The sequence below is a fragment of the Caballeronia sp. INML1 genome, assembly GCF_023631085.1.
Taxonomy (GTDB): Bacteria; Pseudomonadota; Gammaproteobacteria; order Burkholderiales; family Burkholderiaceae; genus Caballeronia; species Caballeronia turbans.
In genome coordinates this window covers 144,459-160,786 of the sequence record NZ_JALQDT010000019.1, presented here as the reverse complement: position 1 = coordinate 160,786, position 16,328 = coordinate 144,459, and the positions used below count along the sequence as shown (strand labels likewise).

14 protein-coding genes, 5 tRNA genes and 1 pseudogene are annotated in these 16,328 nt (G+C 63.8%); 14 read left to right on the top strand and 6 right to left on the bottom strand.

Annotated elements, in window-relative coordinates; translation table 11 throughout:
* Nucleotides 1-135: 135 nt before the first annotated feature.
* The 3 genes and pseudogenes from NCR38_RS08040 to NCR38_RS08030 all read left to right on the top strand — a co-directional run bounded on the left by NCR38_RS08040 (nt 136) and on the right by NCR38_RS08030 (nt 4,764).
* Nucleotides 136-2,963: pseudogene (locus tag NCR38_RS08040) on the top strand (xanthine dehydrogenase family protein molybdopterin-binding subunit).
* Nucleotides 2,960-3,532: a (2Fe-2S)-binding protein gene (locus NCR38_RS08035; protein ID WP_061121079.1), complete on the top strand. Its 573-nt coding sequence runs from the start codon at nt 2,960-2,962 to the stop codon at nt 3,530-3,532. The pseudogene NCR38_RS08040 and the gene NCR38_RS08035 overlap by 4 nt, the downstream one beginning before the upstream one ends.
* Entirely contained in the window at nt 3,529-4,764 is a 1,236-nt protein-coding gene (locus NCR38_RS08030; RefSeq protein ID WP_250476763.1) for a cytochrome c, read from the top strand. The genes NCR38_RS08035 and NCR38_RS08030 overlap by 4 nt, the downstream gene beginning before the upstream one ends.
* Nucleotides 4,765-4,838: 74 nt before the next feature.
* Here NCR38_RS08030 and NCR38_RS08025 read toward each other — a convergent pair whose 3' ends face one another.
* Entirely contained in the window at nt 4,839-5,783 is a 945-nt protein-coding gene (locus NCR38_RS08025) for a patatin-like phospholipase family protein (protein ID WP_061121117.1), read from the bottom strand.
* A 205-nt stretch (nt 5,784-5,988) separates the two neighbouring features.
* Here NCR38_RS08025 and gltX point away from each other — a divergent pair, with 205 nt between their 5' ends.
* The 7 genes from gltX to NCR38_RS07990 all read left to right on the top strand — a co-directional run bounded on the left by gltX (nt 5,989) and on the right by NCR38_RS07990 (nt 8,930).
* The gene (gene gltX / locus NCR38_RS08020; protein WP_250476762.1) at nt 5,989-7,398 is read left to right on the top strand and encodes a glutamate--tRNA ligase; all 1,410 of its coding nucleotides are present in this window, start codon (nt 5,989-5,991) and stop codon (nt 7,396-7,398) included.
* Between the two features lie 148 nt (nt 7,399-7,546).
* Nucleotides 7,547-7,622 (top strand) — tRNA-Ala (locus NCR38_RS08015).
* Nucleotides 7,623-7,783: 161 nt separating this feature from the next.
* A tRNA-Glu gene (locus NCR38_RS08010) sits at nt 7,784-7,859 on the top strand.
* A 71-nt stretch (nt 7,860-7,930) separates the two neighbouring features.
* Nucleotides 7,931-8,007 (top strand) — tRNA-Asp (locus NCR38_RS08005).
* A 72-nt stretch (nt 8,008-8,079) separates the two neighbouring features.
* Nucleotides 8,080-8,155 (top strand) — tRNA-Glu (locus NCR38_RS08000).
* Between the two features lie 70 nt (nt 8,156-8,225).
* Nucleotides 8,226-8,302 (top strand) — tRNA-Asp (locus tag NCR38_RS07995).
* A 163-nt stretch (nt 8,303-8,465) separates the two neighbouring features.
* On the top strand, nt 8,466-8,930 hold the full coding sequence (locus NCR38_RS07990; protein WP_061121082.1) for a GNAT family N-acetyltransferase: 465 nt from the start codon (nt 8,466-8,468) through the stop codon (nt 8,928-8,930).
* 18 nt (nt 8,931-8,948) lie between these two features.
* On the opposite strand, the gene NCR38_RS07985 is transcribed toward NCR38_RS07990, so the two are convergent.
* A complete protein-coding gene (locus NCR38_RS07985; RefSeq protein ID WP_061121083.1) occupies nt 8,949-9,791 on the bottom strand; it encodes a helix-turn-helix domain-containing protein in 843 nt (280 codons plus the stop codon).
* Nucleotides 9,792-9,941: 150 nt separating this feature from the next.
* On the opposite strand from NCR38_RS07985, the gene NCR38_RS07980 reads away from it, so the two are divergent.
* Nucleotides 9,942-10,358 (top strand): gamma-glutamylcyclotransferase, encoded by a 417-nt coding sequence (locus tag NCR38_RS07980; protein ID WP_250476761.1) that lies wholly within the window; start codon nt 9,942-9,944, stop codon nt 10,356-10,358.
* 102 nt (nt 10,359-10,460) lie between these two features.
* Here NCR38_RS07980 and NCR38_RS07975 read toward each other — a convergent pair whose 3' ends face one another.
* The gene (locus NCR38_RS07975) at nt 10,461-10,706 is read right to left on the bottom strand and encodes a hypothetical protein (RefSeq protein WP_061121084.1); all 246 of its coding nucleotides are present in this window, start codon (nt 10,704-10,706) and stop codon (nt 10,461-10,463) included.
* A gap of 234 nt (nt 10,707-10,940) precedes the next feature.
* A complete protein-coding gene (locus NCR38_RS07970) occupies nt 10,941-11,576 on the bottom strand; it encodes a YdcF family protein (RefSeq protein ID WP_250476760.1) in 636 nt (211 codons plus the stop codon).
* Between the two features lie 352 nt (nt 11,577-11,928).
* On the opposite strand from NCR38_RS07970, the gene NCR38_RS07965 reads away from it, so the two are divergent.
* The gene (locus NCR38_RS07965; protein ID WP_061121086.1) at nt 11,929-12,240 is read left to right on the top strand and encodes a hypothetical protein; all 312 of its coding nucleotides are present in this window, start codon (nt 11,929-11,931) and stop codon (nt 12,238-12,240) included.
* A gap of 237 nt (nt 12,241-12,477) precedes the next feature.
* On the opposite strand, the gene NCR38_RS07960 is transcribed toward NCR38_RS07965, so the two are convergent.
* Nucleotides 12,478-12,735, bottom strand: coding sequence for a hypothetical protein (locus tag NCR38_RS07960; protein WP_061121087.1), 258 nt, complete (start codon nt 12,733-12,735; stop codon nt 12,478-12,480).
* Nucleotides 12,736-12,999: 264 nt separating this feature from the next.
* On the bottom strand, nt 13,000-13,401 hold the full coding sequence (locus NCR38_RS07955; RefSeq protein WP_014191699.1) for a transposase: 402 nt from the start codon (nt 13,399-13,401) through the stop codon (nt 13,000-13,002).
* Between the two features lie 422 nt (nt 13,402-13,823).
* Here NCR38_RS07955 and NCR38_RS07950 point away from each other — a divergent pair, with 422 nt between their 5' ends.
* Together NCR38_RS07950 and NCR38_RS07945 are read left to right on the top strand one after the other, a co-directional pair.
* Nucleotides 13,824-14,726, top strand: coding sequence for a LysR family transcriptional regulator (locus NCR38_RS07950; RefSeq protein WP_061121119.1), 903 nt, complete (start codon nt 13,824-13,826; stop codon nt 14,724-14,726).
* A gap of 73 nt (nt 14,727-14,799) precedes the next feature.
* The gene (locus NCR38_RS07945; RefSeq protein WP_250476759.1) at nt 14,800-16,035 is read left to right on the top strand and encodes a pyridoxal phosphate-dependent aminotransferase; all 1,236 of its coding nucleotides are present in this window, start codon (nt 14,800-14,802) and stop codon (nt 16,033-16,035) included.
* Nucleotides 16,036-16,328 lie beyond the last annotated feature (293 nt).

The window sequence follows — 16,328 nt, the reverse complement described above, 5'->3', positions numbered from 1 at the left end:
CTGAGTCACGCGTCCGGAAAGGAATCGCCCGCGTGGCAGTGCTTCGCATTGCAAACAAATTTCACATTGCCGAACTGGCGGCGGGCCACGGTCCCGCTGCGGACGATCCGCTGGCGATCACTTGGGGAGAAGTAAATGGGGAAACTCGGCCTGTCGAGGCGCGGTTTTCTGAAGGCGAGTGCGCTCGCTGGCGTGTCGGTGTTCGTAGCGCCGCTCGGCAGCCGTGCGTTCGCCGCGTTGTTCGAAGAAAAGATTCTGACTCCCGTTCAGTGGGATGCGACGAGCGGCGGCGCGAAGTTTCGCATCGACGGTATTGCGAAGGTGACGGGCGCGAAAGTATTCGCGCGCGATGTCCGCGCCGCGGACATGCCGCATTGGCCGAAAGAGCAATCGCATCGCACGCAATGATCCTGCGCACGACGCGCGCCGATTGCATCTATGAAGGTTTCGATCTCTCGATGCTCGACGGCGGCCTCGCGCCCGATCGCATCGTCACGGCGGACGATCTCGCGCGCGACAAGCTCGCGTTCCCCGCCTTCTACGGCGATGACATGCTGCTGCCCGCCGGCAAGACGCCGGCGTATCTCGGGCAGGCGGTCGCGATCCTGATCTATCGCGATTTCGCGCGCTTTCGCTTCGCGAAGGACAAGCTCCAGTTTCGCGAAGGCGTCATCCGTTACGGCGCGACGACCGGCCCGCTCGAGCGCGACCCGTGGGCGGCGTTCCGCTTCGTGCGCGTCGGCGGCAAGACGCCTTACGACGACGATACCTTTTCGAGCCTGAAGGACACGCCGCTCTTCCCGCACATGATGAAGAAGCGCGAGCCGGTCTGGGCGAGCGCCGCCGAGCACGGCAAGCTCGACGAGCAGGGCGTGTTCCATGCGAACGCAATCGCCGAAGCGCTCGATCACCCACCGCCGGAATGGCTCGTCGTCGATCGCGATTACCGCACGCAATCCGTCGACACTGCTGCGCTCGAACCCGACAACGCGAATTGCTGGTACGACGCGGCGACGCAATCGCTGCACATGGTCATCCCGACGCAAGGCCCGCATGAAGTGGCCGAAAGCGCGATCGAGATGACGGCGAAGTCGCATTTTCCGGTGAAGAACCTGTTCCTGCATCCGTGCTATACGGTCGGCTACGGTTCGAAGGACCACTACAACATGCCGTTCTACGGCCTCCTCGCGTCGCTGTACGGCGACGGCCGGCCGGTGCGTCTCGCCAACGACCGCTTCGAGCAGTTCCAGTGCTCGCTCAAGCGGCACGCGTTCGACATGCGCTATCGCATGGCGATCGACCGGAAATCGGGGCTGATTCAGGCGTTCAAGGGCGATTTCGTCGCCAACGGTGGCGGGCGCTGCAACTTCTCGCCGTCGGTCGCGATGGTCGGGGCGACGGCGGCCCAGTCCATCTACTACATCCCGAAGAGCGATCTGACCGCCACCGCGGTCGCATCGCGCGCGGTGGACGCCGGCTCGGCGCGCGGCTACGGCACGCTGCAGAGCATGGCGGCGACCGAGATGATGATCGACGACATCGCGCAGACGCTCGACATGGACCCAATCGAGCTGCGCCTGAAGAACGTGATGCGCACCGGCATGAAGAACACGCAGGGCGCGATTCCGGCGGGCGCCGTGCGCGCCGAGGACGTGCTTCGGCGCGCGCAGGCGCATCCGCTCTGGACCGAGCGCAAGAAGCGCAAGACGGAATACGAAGGGACGCACCCGGGCAAGCGCTACGGTGTCGGTTTCGCGTGTACGCAGAAGGACTTCGGCACCGGCGCGGAGAGCGCGTTCGCGAAGGTCGAATTCACCGCCGATGGCCGCATCGCGCTGCATCACTCGGGCGCGGAGATCGGCACCGGTGCGTCGACATCGCAGGCGCTCGCCTGCGCGAAATGGCTCGGCAAGCCCGCGGCCGACGTTCACATGGCGACGATCGACTGGACGGACCTGCCTGTCGTCACGAGCGGCGATCCGTACATCATGTCGCAAGCCGAGCAGGATCGCCTGAGCGCGAATCCGCGCTGGTCGCCCACGTACATGTCGCCGGCGAGCGCGACGAATTCGGCGTTCTATTTCACGCACGCGACGCGCGAAGCGGCGCGCGTGGTCTTCCGTCACGGCATCTGGCCCGCGGCGCTCGCGATCTGGGGGCAGGGCATCGGCGGCGGTCAGGCGATGTCGTTCGTCGTGCGCATCGAAGACGCGCGCTGGACGGACGGCAAGCTGTCCGCCGACGGACTCGAGCCGATTCCTTTCGAGCAGCTCGCGAAGAAGGCGTACGAGCTCGGGCTCGTCACGGGCGCGGCCGTGCACACGTTCAATCGCTGGCAATGGAGCGAGGCGCAGTTCGACATCGCGGGCGAAGTCGAGCGGCTTCCGATCGACGGCCTTTCGCTGCGCTTCGGCGGCGGTAAGGCTAAAAGCGCGGCGAAAGCCACGGGGAACGGCTACACGGTCCTCGAGCGCAAGCGCGTCTTCATCCCGCCCGTGCAACGCAACAACGCGGCGGTCACGTACTACAGCGCGCTTGGCACGCTCGTCGAACTCGCCGTGACCGAATCGAGCGGCGAGGTCGAACTGCTTTCGCATCATTCGATCATGGAGTGCGGCAATCAGATCGCGCCGCAACTCGTGTCGGGCCAGTTGCAGGGCGGCATCGCGATGGGCATCGGGCACGCGCTGCACGAGTATCTGCCGCTCTACGAAGACGGCCCGGGCAACGGCACCTGGAACTTCAACCGCTATCACCTGCCGCTCGCGAGCGATGTCGCCGTGTGGAAGCAGACGGGCGAAGTGCTGCCGCCGCTGTCCGAAACCGATCCGCCGAAGGGCATCGCCGAAGTGGTGATGATTCCGGTGGTCGGCGCCATCGTCAACGCGATCGCGCACGCGATCGGCCATCGCTTCACCGATCTGCCGGTGACGCCGCAAAACATTCAGGAGGTGCTCGCATGACGGCCATCCAATCCGCCGCGGGCGTTGAATCGCGCGCACTCTCGATGACGATCAACGGCGAAAAGGTCGGCCCGATGCAGGTGCCCGCCGGTCTGTCGATGATCGATTTTCTGCACGAGTACGCCGGGCTCACCGGCTCGCGTCTCGGATGCGGTCAGGGCATCTGCCACGCGTGCGTGGTGATCGTCGACCACGCCGACGGAACCAGCGAGGAAGTGCGCACGTGCATCAACGGCGCGCATTTCTTCGACGGCAAGACCGTGCGCACGGTCGAAGGGCACGCCAAGCGCAACGAGCAAGGCGAAGTCGTCGAAATGTCGGCGGTGCAGCAGAAGTTCCTCGAGCACTTCAGCTTCCAGTGCGGCTATTGCACGCCGGGCTTCGTCAACGCGACGACCGTGCTGATCGAAAGGCTCAAGCGCAATCCGATCGCGAAGGAGCAGATCGAAGCGACGATCATGGAGGCGCTGAACGAGCACATCTGCCGCTGCACCGGCTACGTGCGCTACTACGAAGCGGTCAAGGATCTCGTGCTTGCCACGCCCGGACTCGTGAAGGACGCCGCATGATGAGATCGATCCTGACCCGTCTCGTTGCGCCGCTAGCGGCGGCATCCTTTGTGCTCGCCGGTTGCGGCGGTCAGAACGATGTCGCGGCGCCGCCGAAAACCTCGCCCGAGCAGATCGCGCGCGGACGCTATCTCGCGCATGCCGCCGATTGCGCCGCGTGCCACACGGCGCATGGCGGCGCGCCGTTCGCGGGCGGCGTGAAGCTCGAATCGCAATTCGGCACGTTCTACGGCACGAACATCACGCCTGATCCGAAGCACGGCATCGGCATGTGGAGTTCCGATGAATTTTTCCGCGCGCTGCATGACGGCGTGACGGCGAAGCACAAGCTCTATCCCGCGATGCCGTACACGTCGCATCGGCAGATGTCGCGCGAGGACAGCGACGCGATCTACGCGTACCTGATGACGCAAAAGCCCGCGGCGGTGCCGAACATCGATCCCGATCTGAAGTTTCCGTACAACGTGCGCTTCGCCGTGCGCTTCTGGGACATGCTGTTCCTGAAGGACACGCTGCCGGATGCATCGTCGGGACAATCGGCCGACTGGACGCGAGGGCGCTATCTGGCCAACGCACTCGGCCACTGCGCGGAATGTCACACGCCGCGTGGCGCGTTCGGGCAGCTGCAGGACGCGAAGACCTTGCAGGGCGGCGGGGTCGGACGCATCGGCGCACCTGACATCACGCCGTCCGCGCTCGCCGCGCGCGGCTGGACGGGCGCGGATCTGCAGGCGTTCTTCGCAACCGGCGTGGCGAAGCAAGGCTCCGCGTTCGGTGAGATGCATCCCGTGGTCTATCTGAGCACGCAGCATCTGAGCTCGGAGGACTTGCGCGCGCTCGCGACCTATCTGCTCGGCGACGCGCCGCCGGAAGCCGCACCGCGCGCCACCGTGAAGATCGACGACACGGCGAAAGTGTCGGCGGGCCGCGGTCTCTACCTCGATTCGTGCGCGGGCTGTCACGGGATCGACGGTCAGGGCAAGCCGCATGTCGCGGTGGGCATGGACGGCAACTCGACCTTGCGCGAGGCCGACCCGCGCAACGTCATCACGTCGATTCTCGATGGCCTCGAGGCGCAGCGCTTTCCGGGCGTGGAGAACATGCAGGCCATGCCGGGTTTCGCCGGAACCTATGGCGATGAGCAGATCGCGCAGCTCACGAACTATCTTCGCGTGACGTGGGGCGGACAGCCCGGCGATGTGACCGCCGACAAGGTCAAGTCGCTGCGCTAACTCCAGACGCTCCAAAAAAAACGAGGCCACGCGATATTGCGTGGCCTCGTTGCATTGGGCGCGCGACGAAGGGATCAGACTCGCGCGCCGCGCTCCGCAAGCTGGCGCTGCAGCGTCGGCCACATTTTGGCGACCGCTTCCTCGCCCGCGAGAATCGACGCGTTGCGCTGGCTGAAATCGCTGCTGCTCATCGCCATGAGATTCGGGCGAATCACCGCGTTCGCGTATTTGTCGAGTTCATAGGCCTTGATGGTCTGGCCCATGATCGTGAAGGTCTGCATCAGCACGTCGAACGAGCTGGACGTGAGCCCGGTTTCCGGCCGCGCCGAGATGTCGACCGCGATCACGAAGTCGGCACCCATCTTGTGCGCGAACGCTGCCGGCACGGGACTCACGAGCCCGCCGTCGACATACTCGCGATCGCCGATCTTCACCGGTTCGAAAATCGACGGCACGCTGCACGACGCCCGCACCGCGATGCCCGTGTTGCCGCGCTGGAAAAGAATCGGCTGACCGCTCTTCAGATCCGTGGCGACGATGCCGAGCGGCTTCGCCATCTTTTCGATCGGACGGTTGTCGAGCGTCTTGTTCAGGTAGTTTTGCAGCGCGACGCCCTGCAGGATGCCGCGCGTGCGAAAGGGCATCGCCCAGTCGCTGATCGAGGCTTCGTCCATGGTCAGCGCGAGCTTGTTGATCGCGATGCCGCTCATCCCCGATGCGTACAGCGCCGCGATCACCGAACCCGCGCTCGTGCCCGCGACGAGATCGACGCGCACGTTGCGCGCTTCCAGCGCCTTGATCACGCCGATATGCGCGAAGCCGCGCGCGGCGCCGCCGCCGAGCGCGAGACCGATGCGCATCGGGCGCTGCGGCTCCGTGTTCGCCGGCGGCGCGACCGGTGTGCCGGAGGCGGTCTCGCCTGACACGCCGCCCTTCGTGGTCGTACAGGCGGCGAGAATGGACGATGCGGCCGCGAGCGAGAACGCGCGCCGCGAAAGACGGGGTGACGATGAATTCAAGGTGTGCTCCGGCGATGCAGCGGGTCCCGGGCGGCCCGTCCGTGCGGGCGTTGCACACGGGCGTTGCGGGAGATCGAAAAAAGCGCGCACATCATAAAACAAAAGGCGCGCGGACCGGCGCAAAGCGGTCGGCGAGTATAATTTCGTCTCATTTTGAGCGGAATCCGAGCGCGAGCGCGCACCGCCATTCATCGAGCAAACAGCAATGACCACCCAAGTCCGTACCCGCTTCGCACCGAGCCCCACCGGCTTCATCCATCTCGGCAACATCCGCTCCGCGCTCTATCCGTGGGCGTTCGCGCGCAAGATGAAGGGCACCTTCGTGCTGCGCATCGAGGACACCGATCTGGAGCGCTCCACCGATGCATCGGTCGATGCGATTCTCGAAGGCATGGCGTGGCTCGGACTCGATTACGATGAAGGCCCGTTCTATCAGATGCAGCGCATGGACCGTTATCGCGAGGTCGTCGCGCAGATGATGGAGAAAGGGCTCGCTTACCACTGCTACATGTCGACGGAAGAACTTGACGCGCTGCGCGAGCGGCAGCGCGCCGCCGGCGAAAAGCCGCGCTACGACGGCACGTGGCGTCCCGAGCCGGGCAAGGTGCTGCCGCCGATTCCGGAGGGCGTCAAGCCGGTCGTGCGCTTTCGCAATCCGCTGACCGGCGCGGTCGCCTGGGACGACGCGGTGAAAGGCCACATTGAAATCTCGAACGAGGAACTCGACGATCTCGTGATCGCGCGTCCCGATGGCACGCCGACCTATAACTTCTGCGTGGTCGTCGACGATCTCGACATGAAAATCACGCACGTCATCCGCGGCGACGATCACGTGAATAACACGCCGCGTCAGATCAACATCCTGCGCGCGCTGGGCGGCGAAGTGCCGGTGTACGCGCACCTCCCGACCGTGCTGAACGAGCAGGGCGAGAAGATGAGCAAGCGCCACGGCGCGATGAGCGTGACGGGCTATCGCGACAACGGCTATTTGCCCGAGGCGGTGGTGAACTATCTCGCGCGCCTCGGCTGGTCGCACGGCGATGCCGAGATTTTCTCGCGTGAGCAGTTCATCGAATGGTTCGATCTCGAGCATCTCGGCAAGTCGCCGGCTCAGTACGACCACGACAAGCTCAACTGGCTCAACGCGCATTACATCAAGGAAGCGGACAACGCGCGGCTCGCGGAGCTGACCCGGCCGTTCCTGCTGCAGGCGGGCATCGATGCGGCTGCCATCGACGGCGGCGCGCCCCTCGATCAGGCGATCGCGCTCCTGAAGGATCGCGCATCGACGGTGAAAGAGATTGCCGATAACGCCGCAATGTTCTATCGCGAGCCTGCCATCGATCCGGACGCGTTCGCGCAGCACGTCACCGATGCTGTGCGTCCGGCCATCGCAGACTTGCGTGCGGCGCTCGCGGACGTCGAGTGGAGCAAGGAGGCGATCGCGGCGGCGCTCAAGGCGACGCTCACAGCGCACAAGCTCAAGATGCCGCAACTCGCGATGCCGGTGCGCTTGCTGGTCGCGGGCACGACCCATACGCCATCGATCGACGCGGTCCTGATGCTCTTCGGTCGTGAGACCGTGTTGAAGCGTCTGGAGAAGGCGAACGGCTGACGCGCAACGGCGGATGGCTCGCGGCGGCCGCCGCGCGCCATCCATTGCGCGCATCGGCGTCAGGCGAGACAAAAAAGTTTCACTTAAGTCGTCAGAAGGTATTTACAGCTTAAAAAACGCCCTATACAATCTCGTTTCTGTTCTGCAAGGGGGTATAGCTCAGCTGGGAGAGCGCTTGCATGGCATGCAAGAGGTCAGCGGTTCGATCCCGCTTACCTCCACCAAAGAACAGGTGAAGTAACGCGAAGCTGGTTGTCCGAAAACGGAAGTCGCAAAAAATACTTCACAAGCAACGCGAAGTTGTTTAGAATCTCGGTCTTCGCTGATTGGCGGCAGTAAGTGAGTCAATAAGCGGAGCGTGGTAAAGACAGAATGACAAGTTTCTGTCCCCTTCGTCTAGAGGCCTAGGACATCACCCTTTCACGGTGAGTACAGGGGTTCGAATCCCCTAGGGGACGCCAGAACATCGGCGGCTGCTAGTAGAAAGCGCTGCAAGGCTCGCAGGTGACACGGCGGGTCGATGAAGAGAAGTGGAGCGGTAGTTCAGTTGGTTAGAATACCGGCCTGTCACGCCGGGGGTCGCGGGTTCGAGCCCCGTCCGCTCCGCCAACACTTGCGAGCAGGAACACTCCGGCTAATGAGAGCCGGTTTTTTTTCGCCGCAGGCTGCGTAGAAGTTGAAGTCCCCTTCGTCTAGAGGCCTAGGACATCACCCTTTCACGGTGAGTACAGGGGTTCGAATCCCCTAGGGGACGCCAGAACATCGGCGGCTGCTAGTAGAAGCGCTGCAAGATTCGCAGGTCACGCCGCGAATCGATGAAAAGAAGTGGAGCGGTAGTTCAGTTGGTTAGAATACCGGCCTGTCACGCCGGGGGTCGCGGGTTCGAGTCCCGTCCGCTCCGCCAAATCGTTGTGCGAAAAATCCAGCCTGTCGGCTGGATTTTTTTTGCCTGCTCGCCGGGACGATCCCTCAAGTACGCGTTCGATCCGCACTCGACCGTAATAATGGCCATTGCCAGCCCGCGCGCACTGTCTTAGTGTTTAGGCACTTGTTCTCGTGCCCGTGCGATGCTCGATCCGACCGAAGACCTCTCGCTCTATCAACTGCGCCAGGCGACCATGGCGGACTTCGCCTTCGCCGAAGCGCTCACGCACGACAACATGGTCGGTTATTACCGGCGTCATAACCTCGTGTGGCGCGGCGATCTCTTCCTCTCGAGCTGGCGCGAGTCAGAGAATTTCATCCTGCAGGCGGACGGCATTCCGATCGGCGTCATGCGCGTCACCGAGGAAGACAATTCGCTGCATATTCGCGACGTTCAAATTGCACCGGGTTATCGCGGGCGCGGAGCCGGAACGTTCCTGCTCAACACGGCGCATCGCTGGGCGAGAGCGCGCGGGCTTGCCGAATGTCAGTTGCGCGTGTTCGTCGATAACCCGGCGGCGCGTCTCTACAGTCGTCTCGGCTACCGGCCGGCCGGCTCGCGTCTCGCGCAGCTCGGCGCGATCCGGCACATGGTGCGGCGCGTCTGACGCGGGAGCGTCCGTGTCCTATGCACCGTCGATGTCGCGCGTATCGCGATCATCGCGGCTATCGCGCGCGAAAAATGCGCGCGGGCTCTCGCCAAACGCGCGACGGAACATCGCGGAGAACGCGCTCTGGCTCTGATAGCCCAGTTCGCGCGCAACCAGCGCGAGCGGGCGGCCCTGGCTCAGCAAAGGGATCGCGCGTGCGAGAACGGCCTGCTGGCGCCACTGCGAAAAACTCACCCCAAGCTCGCGTCTGAAGAGCCGCGCGATGGTGCGCGAACTCGCGCCCGCTTCGGACGACCAACGCTCCAGATCCGAATGCGACGGGTCGGCCAGCACGGCGTTGCACAAGGCGCGCAGACGCTTCTCGCTTGGCATCGGCACGGAAAGCGGCAACGGCTGCGAACGGATGATTTCATCGAGTGCGAGCGTGCCGAGCAGCCGCTCGCGCTGACGGGAAATCGCTTCTTCGTCGAGAGCGGCGATGACTTCGCGCAAGAGCGCCGACACTTCGACGACCCGGCAGGCGCCGAGTCCGGCCGGCACGACGCTCGCATCGACATACAGCGTGCGCAGATAGGCATCCTCCACGATCACGACTTCATGCGTGACATTGGGCGGCACCCAGATCGCGCGCGAGGGCGGCACCATCCAGGTGGAATCGGCGGTTGCGACGCGCAGCACGCCGCGCGAGGTGTACGCGACCTGAGCCCAAGGATGCGTATGCAGCGCGATACGCACGCCATAAGGAACCGGCCGCGACCGCACGCGAATCGGATGATCGAGCGTCGGTGAATGCTCAACGGGAATGTCGAGATGTTCGACTTCCTCGCTCGACGTTCTCGATTCGACTAACGTAGCCATGTTCGCTCAGGTTGGAGTGTGCTCGGGCGTGCGGAGTCATCAGGGGGCACGCGCCGATGGTAGCCGAAAGCGCTTACCGGAGCGCGCCGCGATTTTGCGCGGCGCATAATGGCCGTCGATCATCTTCCGACGACAGGAGCGGGCTTTTCGATGCAATACGTTTTCGTTTACGGCACGTTGCGCGCTGGCGAGGTCAACGATATCAACCGGGCGGCCGGGCGCAACGGCATCGCCATGCCGGAATGGATAGGCGCCGCGCATGTTCAGGGGCGGCTTTTCGACTTCGGCAGCTATCCGGGGCTTGTGATCGACGAAGAGGGCGCGCCGATTCGCGGCGACGTCTATCGCATCGACGACGCGCTTGTACCTGTGCTCGATGAAATCGAAGAAGTGTATCCGGGCGTCGAAGGGTTATTCCGCTCGCATCGCCTGCATGTGGACGTGAATGTCGAAGGCAGACCGGATCGGATCGATTGCCTGATCTATCCGGTCGCGGCTGCCGCCGTTGCCGGACGGCCGCGCATTGAAAGCGGCGACTGGGTTTCGCACCGCGCTACCCGCGCATGAGCGTTGGCGAATACGACGTGCACATACTCTCGCGCCGCCTTCGCGCCGACGGGTCGACTGAAGGCGGCGCGTGAATGGCCCCGTGCCTGAGGCGCGCCGGGCTTACTGACTCGAGCCAGCCGCCGGCTTGTTAGGCGATTTCTTGTGATGCATCGACTTGTGCGAAGGTGTCTGCGAGCGCATGTTTTGCATGTTGTCTTGCTGCGACTGCAAATTTTGCGCACGCGATTCGATATCGGAAATCTTCGCAGGATCGGTGCTCATGGTCACGCCCTGATCGCCCTGGGCGTAAGCGCCCGATGCGACCGCGCTGAGGGACAACAGAACAGCCAGGGACACTTTCTTCATTGTTACCTCCTAGTAGCAGTTGAACCCGGGAATCGTCTGTCCGATCCGGTGGAATGACGCTTGCATCCGAGCAAAAATCGCTCCCGCCGCATCGCGGGACGTCAGCCGCGAACTTCACGCGCCTAACGTTCAGACAATGTGAATCATAAGCCCGGAATCGGGCAACGGTGTGGCGCGTGTCATCGTCGAACTGTTCCAGAGTCCTTAGCATCCGTCGCGCTGGGTGCGTCGCCGCTAGTAGAGATTCAGCCAGCGATACACATCGAAGCGCGCGAGCCCGACAAGTTCGTGCATGGCGAGTTCACTGTTCGCAAAGCCTCGGATGCGCGGAAACAACGTGACGCGATTGGGCCGCACATCCGACACGTAGGGTACCGGCGCGTAGCCGAACGCCTCGAAGGCACGCAACGCACGCCGCATGTGATACGCAGATGTGACGACGATCAAACGGTTGTCATGTGCGGGGCCCAGAATGTCGGCCACGTTGCGCGCGTTCTGGTAAGTGTTGAGGCTTTGATTCTCGCGCACGAGATCATCCGGCGCGACGCCCTGCGCGAGCACGTAAGGCGCGTAATTGTCGGCTTCGGCCTGCCCGTGGCGTTGCGGGTCGCCGCCGCTCAGGATCACCTTGCAGGACGCGCCGGTTTCGCGGCACTCGCGATACAACATGCCGATCGCGTCGATACGCCGCATCGCATTGAACTGCGGAACAAGTCCCCCTTCGCTGCGGGCCGTTCCGCCGCCCATGAGCACCATCGTCGTCCGGGGAGCGAAGGTCGGCACATCGGTATGACGATAGCCGTGCTGGGCGAGATCGAGCAGCGGAGTCGCGAGCCAGCCGGAGCCGACTGCCCACGCGAGCGCAGCCACGATGATCGCGATCTGAAAGCGGCGGCGCCGCCACAGCGCAAATAATGCAAAAAAAAGCAGCAATAAAGTGAATAGAACCAATTTGATTGGGGTAACGTATTGGTTTGAGGACAATTCGTTCCGTCATCGCGTGCTTGGAACGCATCGGCGGTTGTCGCAGTAAAGCGCGTGATTAGCGCGCTCTCAACGGGGGCTTGTAATAGAAAGCAGCACCTAACGCAAGCGGCGGCCAAACATTCAGCTGCGAATCGCCATCGCAGACGAGATTCGGCGCGCCGCGTTTAGTCGACGTCGCGAACCGTCTTGCGACCGTCACGAGCGTCGTCATGGCTGCACAGGAAGAAAGAACGAGATGACCACGTATTCCAACGAAGTTGTACTCGAAGCACTTCGCCGAGCGCAGTATCGTCAGGTTCCCTGGGCAAAACGTCCCAACGTTTTCGACCTCCTGCGCGCGCTAGGTTTGCTCGAACTCACCCGGCAGCGCACCGTGGCACCCGCGCCCGGATTTCATGCTCCCGTCGATATCGCGGTCGTCACCGAGCGCGGCAAGCACGAATTCCTGCGCCTTTCACGTGATGAACGCTCGAGCGACTGGGATCTGCGTCGTGCGGAGCCTTACACGTTCGGTGGACAGGAAGCAGTTCTGGAGGCGCGCGTCTAGCCTGCCGGATACGCCGGAAGCGGTGGACAGTCGACGCATGGGTCGAGGGCACGTTGTCGTCGGACAAAAGACCCGGCAATCGACCTGCAGTCGGCGCTCCAGTCAAAAAAGCGCCCGTGCCGCGAACGACACGGGCAGACCGGATATCACTGTTGCCACGCGCTGTTCATGGCATGGGGTGTGACTGACGCGCGCCGAAGTGGTTCCGCGAAGCGCGCATCATTGATGCAGGCGCATTCAGCGATGTTGGACATGCGGATCGCGGTCCGAATCCGGGCGAGGGCGCGCGTTGCTCGCAATGTCGCCGCGCAGATCGCCGCGCGGCGCGGGCGGCGCGGCGTCGCGATTCCGGCTGGCGCTCTGCGACGCGGCCACCGAGGCCTTCGTGCCCACATGGAAATCGGAAGCAGGCGGCGGGGGCTGGGCCTGGCTCATCGCCGCGGTGCTCGTCAGCGCGACAACGGCGCCGTGCACGAGCAGAGTCGATGCCTTCATGATGAAATCCTCGAAGCCTTCGTGGGGCCTGTTCGATCATTCACCAAGCTATGCTGTGTTCCGCAGTGGCGCTGTAAGGAATAGTAAAGAGTTGTTTCGTCGCGACGGCGCGCCGTGCGACCGTCGACACGGACAGATGCGGTCCATCGATGCCGCTAGTCGAATTCGGAAGAGAGTGGAGATCGCGAAGGCCGTGACCTGCGCGAGAGTCAGAATATCTGCGCGAGGCCGGCGGTTACCGGCCTCGAATTGAAGCAAATCCGATCAGGCCATCTTCGCCGGAGCGCGCCACGATTCCGGGTTCGTCCAGAACGCGCCGCGCAGACGATCGCGACTCGGCGGCGCCGGGGGTTTCGCGGCGCTCGACCCTATGCGTCCGCGCAGCGACACTTCACGGCCGTTGCTGGAAAGACGTTTCACGATCTCGGCGAGCGTACCGTCCGCTTGCCATTCATCGAAGCGGCGGCGGCAGGTCGGCGGGGACGGGTAGCGTCCGGGCAGCTTCGACCAGCCTTCGCCAGTCGACAGCACCCACAAAACCGCGTTCACCACGGCTCGCGCCTCGACGCGCGGACGTCCGCGCCGTTCGCTCCGTGCCGGCTCGGCACAAAACAACGCCTCGACCAGCGCCCACTCGTTATCTCTCAAATCGTCGAACAGCACCATATCTCACCTCAGCGAAGCTAACCCCGGTGCGCTGCCCCGCGCCGCGCACTCTGGGCGGAATCCGATAAACGAATGCCTGGGAAGGTCAAAGCGGTGGCGGCGGACAACGTTCAATGACCGCCTGTCGCTCCGACCTCTGTGCGCAAAGAAATGCGAGAACCGTGCCATGCATGTTGCGAAATCCGGGAAACCCGCATGGCAGTAGGCTGACGCGATGCCAGCATGGCCCGTATCAGACCCGAAACAGACTGATTAAGAAATCGGGACAATCACCAATCAAGTGCAATAGGCCCATCCAGCGTGCGTTTCAGTAAATTGTTGCACCGCAGCGTAACGTACGTTCGCGCATGAAATCATACGAACCGCCGTTATACTCGCGCATGAAATCGGCTAATTGATGAGCAATTCGAATGAGTGCGCCATTGAACGTGACGTTGCGGCAACTGCGCGTCTTTATCGAGGTATCGAGGCTGCGCAGCTTCAGCCGCGCGGGTGATGAGATCGGCCTGACACAGTCGGCGGTCAGCCGTTGCGTGCGCGAACTGGAAGGGGAAATCGGCCTCAAGCTGATCGATCGGACGACGCGTGAGGTGCTCTTGACCGACGTCGGCGCAAACCTCGTCGGCACTGTGTCGCGTCTCCTGGCGGATCTCGACGAGGCGCTGCGTGAAGTGCGCGATCTCGGGGAGCAGCGTCGCGGACGCGTGATCGTCGCGGCGAGCCCGACTGTCGCTTGCCGGCTGATGCCGCGCGTGATCGCTTCGTGCCTGCAGCAATTTCCGCTGATCACGCTGAGTCTGCGCGATGACGTTCAGTCCGATGTCCTGCGAAAGGTCAAGTCCGGCGAAGTCGATTTCGGCGTGGTGATCGGACCATTTTCCTCCGACGATCTGCATGGCGAGCCCGTAATGACCGATTCGTTCTGTCTCGTCGCGCGGCGAGATCATCCGCTCGGACGCGAGACGGCCGTGCCATGGGAGGCGCTCGCGGGCGAGCGGCTCGTCATGCTCGACTACGCGTCCGGGAGCCGGCCGATCATCGACGCCGTGATGCAGGAGCACGGCGTCGAAGCGCAAGTGGTGCAGGAACTCGGCCATTCGGCGACGGTGTTCGGCCTCGTGGAGGCGGGCGTCGGCGTGAGCGTATTGCCGTGGCTGGCATTGCCGCTGCCGGCGGACTCGTCGCTCGTTGCGTTGCCGCTCGAGCCGCGCGCCGAGCGCACCGTGGAACTCGTGCGCCGGCGCGATCGTTCGCTGTCGCCAGCGGCGGAGTCGGTCTGGTCGCTGATCGCATCGCTGCCGCGGCGTGCGGAAGACCTCGTATAAGCCGGTCTGCCGTCTCGAAAACGCGGCGCGCGCGTTAGACTTCATTTTTTACGACAAGACGACGGGGGGAGCGATGAGTGAGTCGGAAGGAGCGGTGGTCAGCGAACTGAGTCAATTGGCCGGCCTGCACGGGTCCGGTGCGCCGAATGCCCGCGACGCGGTGCGCGCGTTGAGGCCGTCGCAGATTCGCGAGGTTGCGAACGCCGGCTTCGGCGTACCCGACGTGCTTCCGTTCTGGTTCGGCGAATCGGACCGCGTGACGCCGCAGTTTATTCGCGACGCCGCGAGCCGCGCGCTCACCGATGGCGCCACCTTCTACACGCACAATCTCGGCATCGCGCCGCTGCGCGAGTCGCTCAGCCGCTACGTGAGCGCGCTGCACGGCGCGACGGCGCCGGCGCATATCGCCGTCACGAGCGCCGGCGTGAATGCGCTGATGCTCGCGGCGCAGCTCGTCGTCGGAGCGGGCGATCGCGTCGTCGCGGTGACGCCGCTCTGGCCGAATCTCGTCGAGATTCCGAAAATTCTCGGCGCGAGTGTCGACACGGTCTCGCTGACCTATGGCGCGCGGGGCTGGACGCTCGATCTCGACCGCCTGCTCGCGGCGCTCACGCCGGACACCCGCATGCTGATGATCAACTCGCCGAACAACCCGACCGGCTGGACGATGACGCGCGAGCAGCAACGCACCGTGCTGGAGCATTGCCGCCGTCACGGCATCTGGATCGTCGCGGACGAAGTCTACGAGCGTCTGTATTACGGCGATGGCGCGCGCGTCGCGCCTTCTTTCCTCGATCTCGCCGCGCGCGACGAGCGCGTGATCGCGGTGAATTCGTTTTCGAAGGCCTGGCTGATGACCGGCTGGCGGCTCGGCTGGCTCGTCGCGCCGACGCAACTGATGGACGATCTCGGCAAGCTCGTGGAATACAACACTTCGTGCGCGCCGTCGTTCGTGCAGCAGGCGGGCATCGTCGCGGTTGAAGAGGGCGAACGCTTCACTCAGGCGCTCGTCGCCGATTTGCGCGCGAGCCGCGATCATCTGGTGAAGGCGCTGAAGACGATCCAAGGCGTCGATGTTCGCGCGCCCGACGGCGCGATGTATCTGTTCTTCTCGCTGCCGGGCGCGTCCAGCAGTCTCGATCTGTGCAAGTCGCTCGTGCGCGAAGCCGGCCTCGGGCTCGCGCCGGGTAGCGCGTTCGGCCCGGAAGGCGAAGGCTTCGTGCGCTGGTGCTACGCGTGCGATCCGGCGCGGCTCGACGCGGGTGTCGAGCGTTTGCAGCGTTTTCTAGCGGCGCGCGCCGTCGCCTGAGTCGTGCCGGCGCACGCCGCTCGGTCAGGACCGGCGTCGAGTGAGTTCGGCTGACGATCAAGCGATCACCTTTACGCCCCGGTTGTTTTTGCGTAATATGGCGCTCAGTCACGCGCTTTCGCCTAGGAAAGCGCCACCTCGTCCGGCTGGGATGGCCCGGCGATTCGCTCACCGATCGCCCTTTACCGCCTCTCCCCGGTGCGTGCTCCCAATCAATATGACCGATTACAATCGGGCGAGCGCGTCTTGAAACTCCGCGTCCAGCTTTATCGTTCGCACCAGTTTGGTGGCGT

What these genes read in the sequence shown, in the direction of transcription:
- NCR38_RS07980 (WP_250476761.1), top strand. Translation starts at nt 9,942, where the DNA reads ATGCAATACGTTTTCGTTTACGGCACGTTGCGCGCTGGCGAGGTCAAC.
- NCR38_RS07945 (WP_250476759.1), top strand. Translation starts at nt 14,800, where the DNA reads ATGAGTGAGTCGGAAGGAGCGGTGGTCAGCGAACTGAGTCAATTGGCC.
- NCR38_RS08030 (WP_250476763.1), top strand. Translation starts at nt 3,529, where the DNA reads ATGATGAGATCGATCCTGACCCGTCTCGTTGCGCCGCTAGCGGCGGCA.
- NCR38_RS07985 (WP_061121083.1), bottom strand. Translation starts at nt 9,791, where the DNA reads ATGGCTACGTTAGTCGAATCGAGAACGTCGAGCGAGGAAGTCGAACAT.
- NCR38_RS08035 (WP_061121079.1), top strand. Translation starts at nt 2,960, where the DNA reads ATGACGGCCATCCAATCCGCCGCGGGCGTTGAATCGCGCGCACTCTCG.
- gltX (WP_250476762.1), top strand. Translation starts at nt 5,989, where the DNA reads ATGACCACCCAAGTCCGTACCCGCTTCGCACCGAGCCCCACCGGCTTC.
- NCR38_RS07960 (WP_061121087.1), bottom strand. Translation starts at nt 12,735, where the DNA reads ATGAAGGCATCGACTCTGCTCGTGCACGGCGCCGTTGTCGCGCTGACG.
- NCR38_RS07990 (WP_061121082.1), top strand. Translation starts at nt 8,466, where the DNA reads ATGCTCGATCCGACCGAAGACCTCTCGCTCTATCAACTGCGCCAGGCG.
- NCR38_RS07955 (WP_014191699.1), bottom strand. Translation starts at nt 13,401, where the DNA reads ATGGTGCTGTTCGACGATTTGAGAGATAACGAGTGGGCGCTGGTCGAG.
- NCR38_RS07965 (WP_061121086.1), top strand. Translation starts at nt 11,929, where the DNA reads ATGACCACGTATTCCAACGAAGTTGTACTCGAAGCACTTCGCCGAGCG.
- NCR38_RS07975 (WP_061121084.1), bottom strand. Translation starts at nt 10,706, where the DNA reads ATGAAGAAAGTGTCCCTGGCTGTTCTGTTGTCCCTCAGCGCGGTCGCA.